At 71.3% G+C, this 18,471-nt stretch carries 14 protein-coding genes; 5 read left to right on the top strand and 9 right to left on the bottom strand.

Features of this window, described 5'->3' with window-relative positions; genetic code table 11:
* Window positions 1–145: 145 nt before the first annotated feature.
* The 3 genes from OEIGOIKO_RS21700 to OEIGOIKO_RS21690 form a co-directional block, all read right to left on the bottom strand.
* The gene (locus tag OEIGOIKO_RS21700) at window positions 146–1,921 is read right to left on the bottom strand and encodes a spermidine synthase (protein WP_125055441.1); all 1,776 of its coding nucleotides are present in this window, start codon (window positions 1,919–1,921) and stop codon (window positions 146–148) included.
* Between the two features lie 140 nt (window positions 1,922–2,061).
* Entirely contained in the window at window positions 2,062–2,580 is a 519-nt protein-coding gene (locus OEIGOIKO_RS21695) for a DUF2617 family protein (protein ID WP_125055440.1), read from the bottom strand.
* Window positions 2,581–3,003: 423 nt separating this feature from the next.
* Window positions 3,004–3,276, bottom strand: a complete 273-nt coding sequence (locus OEIGOIKO_RS21690; protein WP_125055439.1) for a hypothetical protein — start codon at window positions 3,274–3,276, stop codon at window positions 3,004–3,006.
* Window positions 3,277–3,548: 272 nt separating this feature from the next.
* Between OEIGOIKO_RS21690 and OEIGOIKO_RS21685 the strand changes: the two genes are divergently transcribed.
* The gene (locus OEIGOIKO_RS21685; RefSeq protein WP_125055438.1) at window positions 3,549–4,727 is read left to right on the top strand and encodes a pyridoxal phosphate-dependent aminotransferase; all 1,179 of its coding nucleotides are present in this window, start codon (window positions 3,549–3,551) and stop codon (window positions 4,725–4,727) included.
* A gap of 178 nt (window positions 4,728–4,905) precedes the next feature.
* On the top strand, window positions 4,906–6,141 hold the full coding sequence (locus OEIGOIKO_RS21680) for a hypothetical protein (RefSeq protein WP_174857200.1): 1,236 nt from the start codon (window positions 4,906–4,908) through the stop codon (window positions 6,139–6,141).
* Window positions 6,142–6,219: 78 nt separating this feature from the next.
* Here the strand turns inward: OEIGOIKO_RS21680 and OEIGOIKO_RS21675 are convergent, their stop codons facing one another.
* Both OEIGOIKO_RS21675 and clpB read right to left on the bottom strand, forming a co-directional pair.
* Window positions 6,220–6,756, bottom strand: a complete 537-nt coding sequence (locus OEIGOIKO_RS21675) for a YbjN domain-containing protein (RefSeq protein ID WP_125055437.1) — start codon at window positions 6,754–6,756, stop codon at window positions 6,220–6,222.
* Window positions 6,757–6,925: 169 nt separating this feature from the next.
* The gene (gene clpB / locus OEIGOIKO_RS21670) at window positions 6,926–9,565 is read right to left on the bottom strand and encodes an ATP-dependent chaperone ClpB (RefSeq protein ID WP_125055436.1); all 2,640 of its coding nucleotides are present in this window, start codon (window positions 9,563–9,565) and stop codon (window positions 6,926–6,928) included.
* 354 nt (window positions 9,566–9,919) lie between these two features.
* Here clpB and OEIGOIKO_RS21665 point away from each other — a divergent pair, with 354 nt between their 5' ends.
* Both OEIGOIKO_RS21665 and OEIGOIKO_RS21660 read left to right on the top strand, forming a co-directional pair.
* The gene (locus OEIGOIKO_RS21665; protein ID WP_125046158.1) at window positions 9,920–10,324 is read left to right on the top strand and encodes a TIGR03618 family F420-dependent PPOX class oxidoreductase; all 405 of its coding nucleotides are present in this window, start codon (window positions 9,920–9,922) and stop codon (window positions 10,322–10,324) included.
* Window positions 10,325–10,503: 179 nt separating this feature from the next.
* Window positions 10,504–10,908 (top strand): hypothetical protein, encoded by a 405-nt coding sequence (locus OEIGOIKO_RS21660; RefSeq protein ID WP_125055435.1) that lies wholly within the window; start codon window positions 10,504–10,506, stop codon window positions 10,906–10,908.
* Window positions 10,909–10,987: 79 nt separating this feature from the next.
* Here the strand turns inward: OEIGOIKO_RS21660 and OEIGOIKO_RS21655 are convergent, their stop codons facing one another.
* From OEIGOIKO_RS21655 to dnaK, 4 genes are read right to left on the bottom strand one after another with little or no spacing between them, the layout of a single operon-like run.
* The gene (locus tag OEIGOIKO_RS21655; RefSeq protein ID WP_030025034.1) at window positions 10,988–11,440 is read right to left on the bottom strand and encodes a heat shock protein transcriptional repressor HspR; all 453 of its coding nucleotides are present in this window, start codon (window positions 11,438–11,440) and stop codon (window positions 10,988–10,990) included.
* Between the two features lie 5 nt (window positions 11,441–11,445).
* A complete protein-coding gene (dnaJ, locus tag OEIGOIKO_RS21650) occupies window positions 11,446–12,627 on the bottom strand; it encodes a molecular chaperone DnaJ (protein WP_125055434.1) in 1,182 nt (393 codons plus the stop codon).
* 42 nt (window positions 12,628–12,669) lie between these two features.
* Window positions 12,670–13,332 carry a nucleotide exchange factor GrpE gene (grpE, locus tag OEIGOIKO_RS21645; RefSeq protein ID WP_125055433.1) on the bottom strand — a complete coding sequence of 221 codons (663 nt, stop codon included), beginning with the start codon at window positions 13,330–13,332 and terminating at the stop codon, window positions 12,670–12,672.
* The gene (gene dnaK, locus OEIGOIKO_RS21640; RefSeq protein WP_125055432.1) at window positions 13,329–15,194 is read right to left on the bottom strand and encodes a molecular chaperone DnaK; all 1,866 of its coding nucleotides are present in this window, start codon (window positions 15,192–15,194) and stop codon (window positions 13,329–13,331) included. The genes grpE and dnaK overlap by 4 nt, the downstream gene beginning before the upstream one ends.
* A gap of 349 nt (window positions 15,195–15,543) precedes the next feature.
* Here dnaK and OEIGOIKO_RS21635 point away from each other — a divergent pair, with 349 nt between their 5' ends.
* Window positions 15,544–17,799, top strand: a complete 2,256-nt coding sequence (locus OEIGOIKO_RS21635) for a (Fe-S)-binding protein (protein ID WP_125055431.1) — start codon at window positions 15,544–15,546, stop codon at window positions 17,797–17,799.
* Window positions 17,800–18,471: the final 672 nt, after the last annotated feature.

Here is an 18,471-nt window from a genome sequence, read left to right as displayed (position 1 = left end):
ACACGTGCCCGGTCCGGCTCCAATTTTCTCCCGTGGCCGAACGGGGAGTGGGGGACGGATCGCCGCGCCGGGCGACGGCGTCGGGACGGTGGAGCGCCGGTGGAGCGCCGGTGGGCCGGGCGGGGCCGGTCCCGGCCGGCCGCGGTCAGTCCAGGTGGCGTGGGTGCATCAGCGTTGACGGCGGGAGGCCGGGCACGCGGGTGGCGGCGAGGGAACGGGCGGCGGCCCGGAGGGCGGCGGGCGTCAGGGAGCGCAGGGCGGGAGCGTCCGGGGAGAGGGTCAGGTGGGGTGTGCGGTGGGCCGCGAGGAGGAAGCCCCAGCCGCAGGCACGGCGGTGGCCGGTGGAGTGGCCCGTTCCGCAGGAGCGTTCCGGCGCGCCGGTGCGGTGCGGGGTCCGGGGGACGGTCCGGCCGGGAATGCGGTACGGGGCGGCGCTCAGGCCCGCGGCCCGTACGGTCGCGTCGACCGTCCAGAACGTCCGGGGCCGGGACGCGGGATCTCCGGCGTGCACCGCCAGCCGGCCGCCCCGGGCCAGCGCGCGGGAGGCGAGGCCGTAGAACTCCTGCGAGTAGAGCTTGGTGCTGGCCGTGCTGCCCGGGTCGGGCAGGTCGGCGATCACGACGTCGTACGGGCCGCCGTTCCGGGCCGCCGCGCCGCCCTGCCGCAGCCACTCGAACACGTCGCCCGTGACCACGCGGACCCGCGGGTCGTCCAGCGCGTGCCCGTTGAGCGCGGACAGGCCCGGGTCCGTACGGGCCAGACGGGCCAGGTCCGGGTCGAGTTCGACGACGGTCACGGCCGTGACGCCGGGGTAGCGCAGGACCTCGCGAGCGGCGAGGCCGTCGCCGCCGCCGAGCACCAGGACCCGGCGGTGCGGTCCGCCCGCCATGGCCGGGTGCACCAGCCCTTCGTGGTACGGGTGGTCGTCGTCCGCGGCGGCCCGCAGGCGGCCGTCCAGGTAGAGGCCGAGTGGTCCGCCGGTTCCGGTGCGGTTCTTTCCCGACTCCGGTGCGGGACCGGCCGCCCCGAGGCGGCCGGCCTTGTCGAGGTGCTGGTCCGCGGTCCCGTCCCGGCCCGTGGCGGCCGGGTCCGTGCCGCCCGTGATCACGACTTCCTGGATGCCGGTACGGACCGCGACCCGCGCCGCCGACCCGTACATCGCGTCCCGCGCGGCCCGCTCGAAGGGAGGCACCAGTACCGTTCCGGCGGCGAGCAGCGCCAGCACCAGGACGTTCGCGGCGATCAGGAACCAGCGGGCCCGTACGGACAGGTCGCTGCGGAAGAGCCAGAGCACCAGCCCGCCGCCGGCCACCGCGTTGACCGAACCGGTGAGCAGGGCGCCGGACACCTGGCCCAGCCCCGGCAGCAGCAGGAAGGGAAAGGCGAGTCCACCGACCAGGGCGCCCACGTAGTCGGCCGCGAACAGGTCCGCCACCGCGCCCCCCGCGTCCTGGCGGCGGACCCGCTGTATGAGCGTCATCAGCAGCGGCACCTCGGCGCCGATGAGCATGCCTATGGCCAGCGAGAAGGCGACCAGGACGGAGCGGGACTGGCCGAACCAGGCGTAACAGGCGTAGAGCGCCATCGCGGAGAAGCCGCCGACGAGGGCGAGGACCGCTTCCAGCGCACCGAAGCCGACGGCCGCCCGGCAGCGGAGCCGTTTGGCGAGCAGCGAGCCGATGCCCATGGCGAAGACCATGACGGACAGCACGACGGATGCCTGGGTGACCGAGTCGCCGGTCAGGTAGGAGGCGAGCGCGACCAGTTCGAGTTCGTAGACCAGGCCGCAGGCGGCGCAGACGAAGACGGTGGCCAGCACGAGCAGCCGGCCGAGACCGGCGGGTACGGGCAGCCGCGCCGGACTCCCCGCCTCGGGCGGCTCGGGGGAACCGCGGTGGACTGGATCAGGCGGGTCGATCATGTCGTGCAACGCTACGTGACGTCCGAGTGGCCCTATGTCACCCACACGAGCGTAGTGAGCCTCCCACACGGGCGACTTGGAGCACGACGCACACCCGGCCCGGCCCGCGAGCCGGTAGGAGCGCCCGCGGGGATCGCCGCTCAGATGGCCGCCGCCACCCGGACCCCGACCCGCGTACGCGTCGCGACCAGCCGCCCCTCCTGCGGGTAGGCGTGCCAGGTGCGCCAGCGCACCTGGCCGTCCTCGCGCTGGGCCAGCATCGCGGTGAACGCGTGCGGCGAGCCCGGGAACGTTCCGGCAAGGCCGAGGGGGTGTTCGGCGACCAGGGCGAGCAGTTCCTGGGCGCGCCCGGCGAACGAGCCCCGGGAGAGCGTCTCGACGTGGGCCGCGAATTCGTACTCCCAGTCGCCGATGCGTTTCGCCACGCCCAGCGGCAGCGGGGTGCTGCTGCCGGGTATGCAGGCGACGGTTTCGGAGCAGGTGCCGTGCTCCTCCTCCAGCAGCACTTGGTGCGAGGCTCCGAGCAGCCTCAACTGGACGCGCGCGTCCGCCAGTTGGAGGTCGAGCACGGCAAGGGCCGGCAGCGGCTCCCTGCCGAGTGCCCAAGCGAGGTCGGATGCGCGGGTATCGGTGTAGGCCGTTTTCAGGGTCGTGAGCATGGGTCGGCTCCGCAAGCACGCAGTGGATGGTGGGCCGGCCTGCCCCGGAGACGGGATCAGGGTTACGACTGTCTGCCGGCTCGTGCCCACGTGGGGTCCGAGAACTGGGATTCTCTAGGGAGAGGGAATCATGAAACGAGCGGGGCCCACAGCGTTTTTACCCATCTTCGCCGGGTTTCCATCCCTCAGAGGGCCACTCAGTTCAGTTGTTCAACATCCCACTCCTCAGGGCTCGTTGACCCTGCTGCGCGCATATGCGGACCGGCATGGGCCCCATGCATGTGTACGGGGCAGCAACGCGCCGCCGACCGCCCCGGAAGCCGTCTCCGAGCACGTCGCGGACACTGCCGCCGGCGCGCCTCCAAGAGGTCCGCCGCCCCTCGGGAACTGCCACCGGCGTGCCTCGTAGCCAGTCACCGACCCTCAGGAACTGCCCCCGCCGCAGCCGCCGCCACCCCCGCAGGACGACGAGTGGTGCCCACCGCCCCCACCTCCGCCGCACGACATCGACCCGCCGCAGGAGTGCCCGTGGTGGTGCCCGCCGCCCACGCCCGGGTCACCGGCCACCCACCACCCGGTGCCGTCCCGCCCGCGCTTGCCGAGGTCGCGCCGGCCGCCGCAGTCACGGCTCTGCGCCGCCGTGACCACCAGGGCCGCGACCACCACACAGATCACGAGGAAGACCACAAAACCCATCGTCGCCCCACACTCCTTTCCGTCCCCCGAAGCGAGGCACCCGCTCCGCCCGCCGCCGTGTCCCCGGCCGGACGGAGCGCTGTCGTACGTGTCCTACGGGTCGTCCGTGCCCTTGATCCCTCTCCGGTCCACGCTGATCCACTCCGGATCCGGCGTCCCCTTTCGGGCTGTCCGGTTGCGCGCCGGGACGTCGGTGCGGGGGTCATGCCCGGACCCCGGCGGCCGCAAAGCACAGTTGAGGAAGTCCAGAGGTTCGGCGGAGGATGGCGGGCATGTCACGACCGCTGCTCAACCGCCGCCTCGCCGAGTTCGGTACGACGATCTTCGCCGAGATGTCCGCACTCGCCCTGCGCACCGGATCGATCAACCTGGGACAGGGCTTCCCCGACACCGACGGGCCGGAGGAGGTCAGGGAGGCGGCGGTCCGCGCACTGCGCGACGGGCGCGGCAACCAGTACCCGCCGGGCCCCGGCGTCCCCGAACTGCGCGCCGCCGTCGCCGCGCACCAGCACCGCTTCTACGGCCACCTCGGCGTCGCGTACGACCCGGACACCGAGGTCCTGGTGACCGCCGGGGCCACCGAGGCGATCGCCGCCTCGCTGCTCGCCCTCCTGGAGCCCGGCGACGAAGTCGTCGCGCTGGAGCCGTACTACGACTCCTACGCCGCGTGCATCGCGATGGCGGGCGGCACCCGCGTCCCGGTGACGCTGCGCCCGTCCGCCGAGGACGGTACGTACGCCCTCGACCTGGACGAGCTGCGGGACGCCATCACCGACCGCACCCGCCTCATCCTCCTCAACACCCCCCACAACCCCACCGGAACCGTCCTCGACCGCGCCGAACTGACCGAGATCGCCCGCCTCGCCTGCGAACGCGACCTCCTCGTGATCACCGACGAGGTGTACGAGCACCTCGTCTTCGAGGGCGAACACCTCCCGCTGGCGTCCTTCCCCGGCATGCGCGAGCGCACCGTCACCATCGGCTCGGCCGGCAAGACCTTCTCCTTCACCGGCTGGAAGGTCGGCTGGGTCACCGCGAGCCCGGAGCTGGTCGGCGCCGTCCGCTCCGCCAAGCAGTTCCTCACGTACGTCTCCGCCGGCCCGTTCCAGTACGCGGTCGCCGAGGCACTGGCCCTGCCCGACAGCTACTACACCGGCCTGCGCGACGACCTGCGGGCCAAACGCGACCTGCTGGCCGACGGCCTCGCCGCCGCCGGGTTCCGCGTCTTCCGCCCGTCCGGCACGTACTTCGTCACCACCGACATCCGCCCCCTCGGCGAGACGGACGGCTTCGCCTTCTGCCGCGCCCTCCCGGAACGCGCCGGCGTCGTGGCCATCCCCAACGCCGTCTTCTACGACCACCAGGACCAGGGCGCGCCGTACGTCCGGTTCGCCTTCTGCAAGCAGGAGAAAATCCTCCGGGAAGCGGTCGATCGCCTCCGCGCACTCTGAGCGGACCCCGGCCCGCGCGCTCCGGCCGACCCGCGCTCCCCTGTACACCACCCACCCGGCCTACCCCCAGCCACCAGGGGTCGCGGGACGGACGGACGGCACCGAGAGTCGTGGTGTCGGAGTGTGCCGGGCGTGCGGGGCCCGGTGGGTGACCTCGCGTGCGTACCGGAGGTGTTCCGTGGCCGCCGAGACCGTCGACAGCACAGCCGCCGCGGCGCAACGGCCCGGTTCCGTACGTGTCCACGTCCGGGCCGCGCTGCGGCGCGCGGCGCCCGCCCTCGCGCTGTTCGCGGCCGTCCGCTGCGCGGGGGTCCTGTGCACGGCGCTCTGGGCGTGGCACACCGGCCGCCACCCCCGGAACCTGCTGGGCGCCACCTGGGACTCCAACTGGTACCTGGGCGTGGCCCGGTACGGCTACGGCTCCCCCGCGCCCCACCACATGTGGCCACCGGACCACCTCGCCGACCTGGCCTTCTTCCCCCTGTACCCGGGGCTGGTCCGCGGTGTGTCCGCCGTCCTGCCGGTGGGCGCGCTCGACGCCGGGCTGCTGCTCGCGTGGACGGCCTCGGCCGTGGCGGCCTGGGGGATCTTCGCGGTCGGCGCGCATCTGTACGGGCGGCGGGCCGGGACGTTCCTGGTGGTGCTGTGGGCGCTGCTGCCGCACGCCGTCATCGAGTCGCTGAGCTATACGGAGCCGCTGCTCACCGCGCTGGCCGCGTGGGCGCTGTACGCCCTGCTCACCGACCGGCCGCTGTGGGCCGGCGCGCTGGCGGTCCTGGCCGGGCTGGCGCGGCCGAACGGCCTCGCGGTGGCCGCGGCGGTCATGGTCGCGGCGGCGGTCGAGATGACGGCGGCCGGACGTAGCCGACGGCGCGGGGACGGCCCGTACCGCCCCGTACTGCGCCGCGCACGCCCCCTCTGGCCCTACTGGGCAGCGGCCCTGACCGCCCCCGCCGGCTGGCTCGGCTATGTCCTGTGGGTGGGGGCGCGCACCGGCGCCGGGCCGCTCGGCTACTTCCAGGTGCAGGAGATCTGGGGCTCGCGGTTCGACTTCGGACGGGACACCCTGCGGTCCGTGAAGCGGCTGTTCCTGCACAACGAGCCGCTGGTGCAGCACTTGGCCGCCGCGGTCGTCGCCGTAGCGATCCTGCTGCTCGTCCTGCTGGTGCTGGACCGGCCGCCCCTGCCGCTGCTCGCCTACACCGCGGTCCTGGTGGTCATGGCGCTGGGCGGCACCGGCTACTTCCCCTCCAAGCCGCGGTTCCTGCTGCCGGCCTTCCCGCTGCTCGTACCGGCGGCGGTCGCGCTGGCCCGCGCCCGGCCGCGCTCCGTCGTCCTGGCGACCGGCTCGCTGGCCGTACTCTCCCTCGGCTACGGCGTGTACCTGCTGACCCTGGCGCCGCTGCCGCTGTGACCGGGACCGGTCGCACACGGCGGCGGGCCCCGGAGCGGATCGCTCCGGGGCCCGCCGGTCACCTGGCCACGGGAAGGCTCACGCCTCCGCGTCACCCGGCTTCTCGTCGCCTTCACCCTCGATGTCGGCCTCCAGGCCGAGCTGCTCGACGATCCACTTGTCGAACTCGATCGACGCGCGGACCCAGCTGACCGTGCTCGACACGAAGTGTTCGAGGGCCACGCCGGTGCCGATCAGCATCGACGCCTCGCCGATCAGACGGACCGTGCCGTCGTCGTGGGTGTGGGTGTACGCCTTGGGCCACAGCGTCCGGCGGTTCCAGTCGTCGAGCGCCTCCAGCAGCTTCGGCTTGTCGTCGATGCCGTGCGGGCGGTCGTAGAACGTGCGGACGGAGAAGATCTGCTGCTCCTCCTCGCCGCGGAACATGAAGTACGTGCGGAACTGCTCCCACGGGGCGGCGAGGTCACCCTCGTCGTCGACTACGTACTTCAGCTCCATCTGGTCGAGGAGCTGCTTGACCAGGTCCTGGTCGGGCAGGACGGGACCATCAGGCCCCGACGGCTGCGGTTCGGGCTGGCCCCCGAAATTCGGGATCGAGGACGGGTCGATGCTCACCGTGGAATTCCCTTCGTATGGTCCCCGCCATCCTCTCCCATCCCGGCCCTGTCATGGCAAGCCCGCCGCCCACTCTCCGCTGCGGGCTAAAAACCCGGGGAGAGGGGCGGCGGGACGCCGGGTGCGACGGCCGGAGGTCAGCGGTCCGGATGTGGCGGTCCGGTGCGGCTCACCGTACGGGAGCCACCGCCAGCGACCTGCCGTCCGCGGCGACATCCACCCGTACGGTGTCGCCGTCCAGCACCTCGCCCGACAGGATCGCCTTGGCGAGCTGGTCGCCGATGGCCGTCTGGACCAGGCGGCGCAGCGGGCGGGCGCCGTAGGAGAGGTCCGGGGCGGCCTGCGGCTGGTCCACGACCGGCTCCTGGCCGAGGAAGGCGAGCCAGGTCAGGGCGCGCTCGGTGACGTCCAGCGTCAGCCTGCGGTCGGCGAGCCGGCGCTGCAGGTGACCGAGCTGGATGCCCGCGATCCGCTGGAGCTGGTCGGTGCCGAGCGGGTGGAAGACCACCAGGTCGTCCAGCCGGTTGAGGAACTCGGGCCGGAACGAGGTCCGTACCGTCTCCAGGACCTTCTCCTTCTTCTGGTCCTCCTTGAGGAGCGGGTCCATCAGGAAGTTCGAGCCCAGGTTGGAGGTCAGGATCAGGATCGTGTTGCGGAAGTCGACCGTGCGGCCCTGGCCGTCGGTGAGCCGGCCGTCGTCCAGGACCTGGAGCAGTACGTCGAAGACCTCGTGGTGCGCCTTCTCCACCTCGTCCAGCAGGACGACGCTGTACGGGCGGCGGCGGACCGCCTCGGTGAGCTGGCCGCCCTCCTCGTAGCCGACGTAGCCGGGCGGGGCGCCGACGAGCCGGGCCACGCTGTGCTTCTCGCCGTATTCGCTCATGTCGATACGGACCATCGCCCGCTCGTCGTCGAAGAGGAAGTCGGCGAGCGCCTTGGCCAGCTCGGTCTTGCCGACACCGGTCGGGCCGAGGAAGAGGAACGAGCCGGTGGGACGGTCCGGGTCGGCGATGCCGGCACGGGTACGGCGCACCGCGTCGGACACCGCTTGTACGGCCTCGGTCTGGCCGATCAGGCGCTTGCCCAGCTCCTCCTCCATGCGCAGCAGCTTCTGCGTCTCGCCCTCCAGCAGGCGCCCGGCCGGGATGCCGGTCCAGGAGCCGACCACGTCCGCGATGTCGTCCGGGCCGACCTCCTCCTTGACCATGGAGGACTTGGCGTCCTGGGACGCCTCCTGCTCGGCCTCGGCCGCGGCGGCCTCCTCCAGCTCCCGCTCCAGGCCCGGGATCTCCCCGTACAGCAGCTTGGAGGCGGTGTCGAAGTCGCCGTCGCGCTGGGCGCGCTCGGCCTGGCCGCGCAGCTCGTCCAGGCGCTCCTTCAGCTCGCCGAGGCGGTTGAGGCCCTGCTTCTCCTTCTCCCAGCGGGCGGTCAGGCCGCGCAGCTCCTCCTCCTTGTCGGCGAGGTCCTTGCGCAGCTTCTCCAGCCGCTGCACGGAGCCGGCGTCGGTCTCGTTCTTGAGCGCCAGTTCCTCCATGCGCAGCCGGTCGACGGAGCGCTGGAGCTCGTCGATCTCCACGGGCGAGGAGTCGATCTCCATGCGGAGGCGGGAGGCCGCCTCGTCGACGAGGTCGATGGCCTTGTCCGGCAGGAAGCGCGAGGTGATGTAGCGGTCGGAGAGGGTGGCGGCGGCGACCAGCGCGGAGTCCGCGATCTGCACCTTGTGGTGGGCCTCGTAGCGGCCCTTGAGGCCGCGCAGGATGGCGACCGTGTCCTCGACGGTCGGCTCGGCGACCAGCACCTGCTGAAAGCGGCGCTCCAGCGCCGGGTCCTTCTCGATGCGCTCGCGGTACTCGTCCAGGGTCGTCGCGCCGACCATCCGCAGCTCGCCGCGGGCCAGCATCGGCTTGAGCATGTTGCCCGCGTCCATGGCGGAGTCGCCGCCGGCCCCGGCGCCGACGACCGTGTGCAGTTCGTCGATGAACGTGATGATCTGCCCGTCGCTGGACTTGATCTCCGCCAGCACGGTCTTGAGGCGCTCCTCGAACTCGCCGCGGTACTTCGCGCCCGCGACCATCGCGCCCAGATCCAGGGCCACCAGCCGCTTGTCGCGCAGCGACTCGGGCACGTCGCCCTTCACTATCCGCTGCGCCAGGCCCTCGACGACGGCGGTCTTGCCGACGCCGGGCTCGCCGATGAGCACCGGGTTGTTCTTCGTACGCCGCGAGAGCACCTGCACCACGCGGCGGATCTCCTGGTCACGGCCGATGACCGGGTCCAGCTTCCCGTCGCGCGCGGCCGCCGTGAAGTCCGTACCGAACTTCTCCAGCGCCTTGTACGTGCCTTCCGGGTCCGGGTTGGTGACCCGCCGGCCGCCCCGGCTGTCCTCGAAGGCGCTCAGCAGCTTCTTGGCCGAGGCGCCCTGCTGCGCCAGCAGCTCGCCGGTGCGGCCGCCCTTGGCGGCGATGCCGATGAGCAGGTGCTCGGTGGAGATGAAGTCGTCGCCGAGCTCCTTCGCGCGCTGCGCGGCGTCGGCGATGACGGCCAGGGTGTCGCGGTCGGGCTGCGGCGGGGCGACCGTGGAGCCCTGCACGCTGGGCAGGGCGGCCAGCTGGCGCTCGGCGCCGGAGCGCAGCGCGACGGCGTCCGCGCCGACGGCGGCCAGCAGGTCGGTGATGTTCTCGTTGTCCGCGCCGGCGAGGAGGGCGAGCAGCAGGTGCACGGGGGGCATGTCCGCGTGTCCCGCCGTCACCGCCCGCTCGTTGGCGGCGCTCAGCGCCTCACGGCTCTTGTTGGTCAGCTCGGCGTCCACTCGCGCGCTCCTCCTTGGGCTCGGTGCGTGATCGGTGCCGTGGTCCGGCAGGGAAACCTGCTCAGCTCAACGTCCGATAAGTTGAGTCTATTCCACTCAACGCGGTTCCGGGCACCGCACCGGCATCTTCCCGGCTTCTTTCGGCATCTTTCGGTCTTCCGGCCCTTCTCCGGGTGCACCGGACGGCCCGGACCATGCCCCCGGCGCGGCAGAACCTGCCGAAGTCAGGCGCTCTTCCCCGGGCCCGTACGACGGCACCCCGGCCTCTTCACCCCTCCTCCACGTTCCCTGCGCTGTCCCTTTGCAGACCCTCCGCACGGCGGCCCCACAGGATCCCCAATTACTCTTCCGGTCATGGCCCACGACCTGGACGACCTCAGCCCCGAGTACCTCGCCTTCTGGAGCGAGCACCTCCTGTGCACGCTGACCACCCTGCGCCCCGACGGCACGCCGCACGTCGTCCCGGTCGGTGTCACCTTCGACGCGAACCAGCGCATCGCCCGCGTGATCACCCGTAAGGACAGCAGCAAGGTCGGCCATGTCCTCGCCGGCGGCCCGGACGGCGCCCGGGTCGCGGTGTGCCAGATGAGCGGCAGGCGGTGGGCCACCCTGGAGGGCGTCGCCCGGATCCGTACGGACGCGGACGTGGTGGCGGACGCGGTACGGCGCTATGCCGAGCGGTACGGGCGCACCCCCACCCCCAAGCCGGACCGGGTGATGATCGAGATCACCGTCAACAAGGCGCTGGGCCGGGCGTAGCGAACCGGCGCACGGCCGCGGAGGACCGCCGGGCGCAGCGCACCGGAGACCGCCCGGGCGGCGGCCGGAACGTCCGCCATGCGTGCGGACCTGCCCAGCCGCCCGGCACCGCCCCTGCACCGCACCCGGCCCACGGCGGTATCGTCGCCCCCACACTCGCCACGTCCCCGGGGGGCGCGATGAACTCGGTCCGAGTGACGGCGATCGCCTGCCTGATGCCGCTGGCAGGCCTGGACGACGACCCCTTCCTGGTGGACGACCACGGCCAGCACGCCATGTGCGCGCAGTGGGCCCAGGCCCGCGACTACGAGCTGACCTGCCGGCTGAGCGTGCACCGGCTCCGCGCCGACCACACCACGCTGTGGCAGGACGTGGCGGCCGGGCTGGTCGACGTGTTCATCGCCCCCAACCGCCGCACGCTGGAGAACGCGATCGCCTCGGCCGACGAATTCTCCGCGCGGTGCGCCGCCGCCGGCGTACGGCTGGAGACCGCCGACTACGACGAGCCGGTCTACACCACCGCGATGCGGTCCCACGTGCACCGCCGGCTGTCCATGCCGACGGCCGGTTACCACGGCTGCTGAACCGGCTGCCGGAACGGCGGCGGGGCCGGGGTGCGCTGTGCACCCCGGCCCCGCATCGCAGACCTCGACGGCCCGCTGCCTACTCGGACCGCTTCTTCGGACGCCACACGACCAGCGCGCCGGCCTGCTGCACGTCCTGATACGGCACCAGGTCCCGGCGGTACGAGGCGTGCACCGCCGCCTCCCGCTGCTGGATGGTGGCGGCCGCGCCCTCGACCGCGTGCTGGAGCTCGGCGACCCGCTGCCGCAGGGCCGTGACCTGGTTCTCCAGCTCGATGATGCGCTTGATGCCGGCGAGGTTGATGCCCTCGTCCTGCGACAAGCGCTGCACTTCCCGGAGCAGTTCGATGTCCCGGGAGGAGTAGCGCCGGCCGCGCCCCGCCGTACGGTCGGGCGAGACCAGCCCCAGGCGGTCGTACTGACGCAGGGTCTGCGGGTGCAGACCCGAGAGCTGAGCCGCGACGGAGATGACGTACACCGGCGACTCTTCGGTCAGTTCGTACGGGTTCCGACGCCCGCCCCGGCCATCCATCCGACTCAAGCTCCCTTCGCGGCCTGGAACAGCTCCGCCCGCGGGTCCTCACCCGCGGTCGCCTCGCGGTAGGACTCCAACGACTCCCGTGCGGTGTCGCCGAGGTCCGTGGGGACGCTCACCTCGACGGTGACCAGCAGGTCGCCGCGGGTGCCGTCCTTGCGCGACGCTCCCTTGCCGCGCACGCGCATCGTACGTCCGTTGGGAGTCCCGGCCGGGAGCTTGAGCGTCACCGGCGGGCCGCCGAGTGTCGGCACCCGCACCTCGCCGCCCAGCGCCGCCTCCGGGAAGGTGACCGGGACGGTGACGGTCAGGTTGTCGCCCTTGCGGCCGAAGACCGGGTGCGCCTCGACGTGCACGACGACGTACAGATCGCCGTTCGGACCGCCGCGCTCGCCCGGGGTGCCCTTGCCGCGCAGCCGGATGCGCTGCCCGTCGGAGACGCCCGCCGGGATCCGCACCTGCATCGTGCGCGAACTGGTCGCCCGGCCGCTGCCCTTGCAGACGTCGCAGGGGTTCTCCGCGATCAGGCCGCGGCCCTTGCAGTCCACACACGGGTCGGTGAGCGAGAAGCCGCCACCGCCGCCGCGGCTGACCTGCCCGGTACCGACGCAGGTCGGGCACACGCGCGGCGTGCCGTTCTTGTCGCCGGTGCCGGAGCACGTCTTGCAGGGCGCCTGGCTGGACATCCGCAGCGGGACCGTGGCCCCGTCCGCCGCCTCGGTGAAGCTCAGCGTCACCTCGGACTCGACGTCCTGCCCGCGGCGCGGCTGCGTACGCGTGCCGCCACCGCGGTTGAACAGGCCGCCGAAGACGTCGCCGAGCCCGCCGCCGAAGCCGCCGCCCGCCGTGCCGCCCTGGGCACCGCCACCGCCGCCGAAGAGGTCGCCGAGGTCGAAGTTGAACGATCCGCCACCGGCGCCGCCGGGGCCGGCGCGGAAGCCGCCGTTGCCGAACAGCGCCCGCGCCTCGTCGTACTCCTTGCGGCGCTTGGGGTCACCGAGGATGTCGTTGGCCTCGGAGATCTCCTTGAAGCGCTCCTCGGCCTTGGCGTCCCCCTTGTTGGCGTCCGGGTGGAACTCCCGGGCCAGCTTGCGGTACGCCTTCTTGATCTCCGCCTCGGTGGCGTCCTTCGGGACGCCGAGGACCTTGTAGTAGTCCTTCTCCACGAAGTCCTTGGTGTTCATCCCCGACGTCCCTCCTCCCGAACTGCTTCTTCCGCCGCCGCGTCAGCCCTCTTCCGGGCCACCGCTCTCCTCGTCCGAAGCCTTCACGTCTTCCTCACCGGCGGCCTTGCCGGGCTGCGCGCCCGGCTGCGGCTCGGCGACCGCGACCCGCGCGGGGCGGATCGTTCGTTCACCGATGCGATACCCCGGCTGGAGGATGGCGACGCACGTGGTCTCCGTGACATCCGGAGCGTAGGAGTGCATCAGCGCCTCGTGGATCGTCGGGTCGAAGGGCTCGCCCTCCTTGCCGAACTGCTGGAGGCCCAGCTTCGCGACCACGGTCTCCAGCGACTCGGCCACCGACTTGAAGCCGCCGACCAGCTCGCCGTGCTCCCGGGCCCGGCCGATGTCGTCGAGCACCGGCAGCAGCTCGGTGAGGAGGTTCGCCGAGGCGATCTCCTTCACCGACACCCGGTCCCGCTCCACCCGGCGACGGTAGTTCTGGTACTCCGCCTGGAGCCGCTGGAGGTCCGCGGTGCGCTCGTTGAGCGCGGTGCGCACCTGGTCCAGCTGCGCCGTGACGGCTACGTCCTGGTTCGTCTCCCCGGCCGGGGCCGAGCCCGCCGTGTCGGCGGACTCGGCCTGCGCCGCGTCATCAGGGGTCTGTGCGGCTTCGGCGGGGACGTCGGGCTTCTTGTCGTCGAAGCCCGGAGTCTCCTCCGTCACGCGGCACCGTCCTTCTTGGGCTTCTCGTCGTCGACGATCTCGGCGTCGACCACGTCGTCCTCGGCCTTGGCCTGCTGACCGCCCGCGGCACCCGCGGCACCGGCGGCGCCCTCGGCACCACCCGCGGCCTGCGCGTCGGCGTACATGGCCTGGCCCAGCTTCTGGCTGACCGCGGCGACCTTCTCGGTCGCGGTGCGGATCTCGGCCGTGTCCTCGCCCTTGAGCTTCTCCTTCAGCTCGGCGACGGCGGTCTCGACCTCGGTCTTCACCTCGGCGGGGACCTTCTCCTCGTTGTCCTTGAGGAACTTCTCCGTCTGGTAGACGAGCTGCTCGCCCTGGTTACGGGACTCGGCGGCCTCGCGGCGGCGGTGGTCCTCGTCGGCGTACTGCTCGGCCTCCTGGCGCATCCGGTCGACCTCGTCCTTCGGCAGCGAGGAGCCGCCGGTGACGGTCATCTTCTGCTCCTTGCCGGTGCCGAGGTCCTTCGCCGCGACGTGCATGATGCCGTTCGCGTCGATGTCGAAGGCGACCTCGATCTGCGGCACGCCGCGCGGGGCCGGGGGCAGACCGGTCAGCTCGAACATGCCGAGCTTCTTGTTGTACGCCGCGATCTCGCGCTCGCCCTGGTAGACCTGGATCTGCACGGAGGGCTGGTTGTCCTCGGCGGTGGTGAAGATCTCCGAGCGCTTGGTCGGGATCGTCGTGTTCCGCTCGATGAGCTTGGTCATGATGCCGCCCTTGGTCTCGATACCGAGGGACAGCGGGGTGACGTCCAGCAGGAGGACGTCCTTGACCTCACCCTTGAGGACACCGGCCTGCAGCGACGCGCCGATGGCGACGACCTCGTCCGGGTTGACGCCCTTGTTGGCGTCCTTGCCGCCGGTCAGCTCCTTGACGAGCTCGGCGACGGCGGGCATCCGGGTCGAGCCGCCGACCAGGACCACGTGGTCGATCTCGGACAGCTCGATGCCGGCGTCCTTGATGACGTTGTGGAACGGGGTCTTGCAGCGCTCCAGGAGGTCCGAGGTGAGCTGCTGGAACTGCGCCCGGGTGAGCTTCTCGTCCAGGTGCAGCGGGCCCTCGGCGGAGGCGGTGATGTAGGGCAGGTTGATCGTCGTCTCGGTGGACGAGGACAGCTCGATCTTCGCCTTCTCCGCGGCCTCGCGCAGGCGCTGGAGCGCCATCTTGTCCTTGGAGAGGTCGACGCCGTGGCCGTTGTTGAACTGCTTGACCAGGTAGTCGACGACGCGCTGGTCCCAGTCGTCACCACCGAGGTGGTTGTCACCGTTGGTCGCCTTGACCTCGACGACACCGTCGCCGATCTCCAGCAGCGAGACGTCGAAGGTACCGCCACCGAGGTCGAAGACCAGGATGGTCTGGTCGTCCTTCTCCAGGCCGTAGGCCAGGGCCGCGGCGGTGGGCTCGTTGACGATGCGCAGGACGTTCAGACCCGCGATCTCGCCGGCCTCCTTGGTGGCCTGGCGCTCGGAGTCGTTGAAGTAGGCCGGAACGGTGATGACCGCGTCCGCGACCTTCTCGCCGAGGTAGGCCTCCGCGTCCCGCTTGAGCTTCTGCAGGATGAAGGCGCTCATCTGCTGCGGGTTGAAGTCCTTGCCGTCCAGGTTGACCTTCCAGTCAGTGCCCATGTGGCGCTTGACCGAACGGATCGTCCTGTCGACGTTGGTGACCGCCTGGCGCTTCGCGACCTCGCCGACCAGCACCTCGCCGTTCTTGGCGAAGGCGACGACGGACGGCGTGGTCCTGGCGCCCTCGGCGTTGGTGATGACGGTGGGCTCACCGCCTTCGAGAACACTGACGACGGAGTTCGTCGTGCCCAGGTCGATGCCGACCGCACGTGCCATTTCGATTCCTCCAGTGACTTGAGTGGAACAGGCTCAAGCGTGCAGCACCATCGCCAGCCTGTCAATTGACCTGAGCCGAACCCGCTCAACTTTTATGTCGGGCTTACCGTCACTCCCTCTTCGGGGGACGCCGGACGGGATGGGAAGGGTTGCCTGCGCGACACAGATCACCGGCCGGGCGGCTTCATGGCGCTCGGGATACTGGGTAACCTCAGCGCAGACCCGAAAAGTTACTGCTTAGTAATCGCTGTAGTCCTTGAACCGCGGTCTCCGCGTACCCCTCGTACGTACGCGCAGCCCCTCAAGTATTCCCCGTAACCCCCGCACTCGCAGGCCCGAGGAGCCACCCATGCAACTCGCCGCGATCATCGTGTCGCTGGTCCTAATCGCGGTCGGCGTCGCACTGTTCGGCCGTGCCGTCCTGCAGATCGTCCGCCAGCTGCGGCTCGGCCAGCCCGTACCCGCCGGCACCCGGACCGATGCCCCGACGCAACGCACGGTCACGGTGGTCAAGGAGTTCCTCGGCCACACCCGGATGAACCGCTGGGGCGTCGTGGGCGCGGCGCACTGGTTCGTGGCGGTGGGCTTCTTCTCGCTGCTGCTGACGATCGTCAACGCGATCGGCCAGCTCTTCAAGGCCGACTGGCTGCTGCCCGTCGTCGGCGAATGGATGCCGTACAACGTCTTCGTCGAGTTCATCGGCACCATGACGGTGCTCGGCATCCTGGCCCTGATCGTCATCCGCCAGCTGAGCAAGCCGGGCAAGCCGGGCCGCAAGTCCCGCTTCGCGGGCTCCAACTTCGGCCAGGCGTACTTCGTCGAGGCCGTCATCCTCGTCGTCGGCGTCTGCATCTTCATGCTGCACGCGCTGGAGGGCGCCCAGCACCACGTGGACGGCTACGAGGCGTCGTTCTTCATCTCGTACCCCGTGGTCTCGTGGCTGGAGGGCATGGACGTCGCGACGCTCCAGAACCTCACCTACTTCTTCGCCGGCCTGAAGATCGCGACGTCGTTCATCTGGATGATCACGGTCGCGCTGAAGACCGACATGGGCGTCGCCTGGCACCGCTTCCTCGCCTTCCCGAACATCTGGTTCAAGCGCGAGGCCGACGGCGACGTCGCGCTCGGCGCGCTCCAGCCCATGACCAGCGCGGGCAAGCCGATCGACTTCGAGGACCCGGGCGAGGACGACCAGTTCGGCGTCTCCCAGGTCGAGCACTTCTCCTGGAAGGGCCTGCTCGACTTCTCCACCTGCACCGAGTGCGGCCGCTGCCAGTCGCAGTGCCCCGCCTGGAACACCGGCAAGCCGCTGTCGCCGAAGCTGATGATCATGGCGCTGCGGGATCATGCGCACGCCAAGGCTCCGTACCTGCTCGCCGGTGGCGGCAAGGACGAGGAGGGCGCCGAGAAGGCGACCGCCGCCCAGCTCAAGGACGTTCCGGCGGCGGCGCTGGCCGAGGCCGAGCGCCCGCTGATCGGCACCCTCGAAGAGGGCGGCGTCATCGACCCCGACGTCCTGTGGTCCTGCACCACCTGCGGCGCCTGCGTCGAGCAGTGCCCGGTCGACATCGAGCACATCGACCACATCGTCGACATGCGCCGCTACCAGGTCATGATCGAGTCGAGCTTCCCCAGCGAGGCCGGCACGATGCTGAAGAACCTGGAGAAGAAGGGCAACCCCTGGGGTCTGGCCAAGAAGCAGCGCCTGGCCTGGACCAAGGAGGTCGACTTCGAGGTCCCGGTCGTCGGCAAGGACGTCGAGGACCTCACCGAGGTCGAGTACCTGTACTGGGTCGGCTGCGCGGGCGCCCTGGAGGACCGCGCCAAGAAGACCACCAAGGCGTTCGCCGAGCTGCTGCACATCGCGGGCGTGAAGTTCGCGATCATGGGCGGCGACGAGAAGTGCACCGGTGACTCGCCGCGCCGCCTGGGCAACGAGTTCCTGTTCCAGCAGCTGGGCGCGGAGAACGTCGCCTCGCTCAACGCGGCCTTCGGCGAGGACGACGAGGACCCGGCGACGAAGAAGCCGAAGTCCGCGAAGAAGATCGTCGCGACCTGCCCGCACTGCTTCAACACGATCGCGAACGAGTACCCCCAGCTGGGCGGCGAATTCGAGGTCATCCACCACACCCAGCTGCTCCAGCACCTGATCGACGAGGGCAAGCTGGTCCCCGTCACTCCGGTCGAGGGCCTGATCACGTACCACGACCCGTGCTACCTGGGCCGCCACAACAAGGTCTACACGCCGCCGCGCGAGATCATCGCCAAGGTGCCGGGCCTGCGGAACGAGGAGATGCACCGCCACAAGGAGCGCGGCTTCTGCTGTGGCGCGGGCGGTGCGCGCATGTGGATGGAGGAGCGGATCGGCAAGCGCATCAACAACGAGCGTGTCGACGAGGCCCTGTCCCTCAACCCGGACATCGTCTCCACCGCCTGCCCGTTCTGCCTGGTCATGCTGACCGACTCCGTGAACGGCAAGAAGAACGACGGCAAGGCGAAGGAGTCCGTGCAGGTCGTCGACGTGGCCCAGTTGCTGCTGGACTCCGTCAAGACTCCGGTTGATCCGGCGGTGTCGGCTGTGCCTGAGTCGGAGCCGGTGACGTAGCGACCGTTTTTCGCTCGGCCTGCGGCCGGTTCTGCTTCGGCGGGGCCGGCCGTGGGTGGTTTCGCGCTTCGCGCGGGGGTTTGTGCCGACGTTCGGTTCGCATTGCTTTCGTGGTGGGGCGGGGGCGCGCAGGGGGCCAACTCCTCGGCATCCTTTAGTTGAAGTGAATTGATACGTGGGCCGGCGTGCGGACTGCCTGCGGGGATGGCCCCCTACACGCCCCCTCCGGCCGGTTCGGCGAGCCGAGGTCGGTGGGGGGAGTTTTCGATGGCACCCGGGTCCGCCTCTCCTGGTGGTGAGGCTCACGGGGTGGTGGCGGCACGGCAGGCCACTTCCCGGCGGTGGAACGCGCGCCCCGGGCCAGCCCACCCCGACGCGGCTCCGCCGCGCCACCGGGCGCTGACGCGCCAGACGCCCCCCGGGCCCTCGGAAGCTGACGCGCCGGACGCCACTCGCGCACCCGGGCACTGGCGTGCCGGACCACACCCGGCCACTCGGGCACCCGGCCACTCGGGCACCCGGACGCTCGGGCACTCGGACGCTGACGCGCCGGACGACGCGCGGCCACTCGGGCACGCGGGCCCTCGGACGCTGGTGCGCCGGACGCCACTCGGGCACTCGCGCACCCGGGCACTCGGGCGCCGAGGCCACCGGGGCGCCGGGGCGCACCAG

The organism is Streptomyces paromomycinus, from assembly GCF_003865155.1.
In the GTDB taxonomy this organism is placed as follows: Bacteria; Actinomycetota; Actinomycetes; order Streptomycetales; family Streptomycetaceae; genus Streptomyces; species Streptomyces chrestomyceticus.
Note: the sequence above shows the minus strand (reverse complement) of the source record. Positions and strands in the feature narration are given on the sequence as shown.

Coding starts and splice junctions, on each gene's coding strand:
- OEIGOIKO_RS21660 (WP_125055435.1), top strand. CDS start 10,504: ATGAACTCGGTCCGAGTGACGGCGATCGCCTGCCTGATGCCGCTGGCA.
- dnaK (WP_125055432.1), bottom strand. CDS start 15,194: ATGGCACGTGCGGTCGGCATCGACCTGGGCACGACGAACTCCGTCGTC.
- dnaJ (WP_125055434.1), bottom strand. CDS start 12,627: ATGAACACCAAGGACTTCGTGGAGAAGGACTACTACAAGGTCCTCGGC.
- OEIGOIKO_RS21635 (WP_125055431.1), top strand. CDS start 15,544: ATGCAACTCGCCGCGATCATCGTGTCGCTGGTCCTAATCGCGGTCGGC.
- OEIGOIKO_RS21685 (WP_125055438.1), top strand. CDS start 3,549: ATGTCACGACCGCTGCTCAACCGCCGCCTCGCCGAGTTCGGTACGACG.
- OEIGOIKO_RS21655 (WP_030025034.1), bottom strand. CDS start 11,440: ATGGATGGCCGGGGCGGGCGTCGGAACCCGTACGAACTGACCGAAGAG.
- OEIGOIKO_RS21665 (WP_125046158.1), top strand. CDS start 9,920: ATGGCCCACGACCTGGACGACCTCAGCCCCGAGTACCTCGCCTTCTGG.
- OEIGOIKO_RS21700 (WP_125055441.1), bottom strand. CDS start 1,921: ATGATCGACCCGCCTGATCCAGTCCACCGCGGTTCCCCCGAGCCGCCC.
- OEIGOIKO_RS21695 (WP_125055440.1), bottom strand. CDS start 2,580: ATGCTCACGACCCTGAAAACGGCCTACACCGATACCCGCGCATCCGAC.
- OEIGOIKO_RS21690 (WP_125055439.1), bottom strand. CDS start 3,276: ATGGGTTTTGTGGTCTTCCTCGTGATCTGTGTGGTGGTCGCGGCCCTG.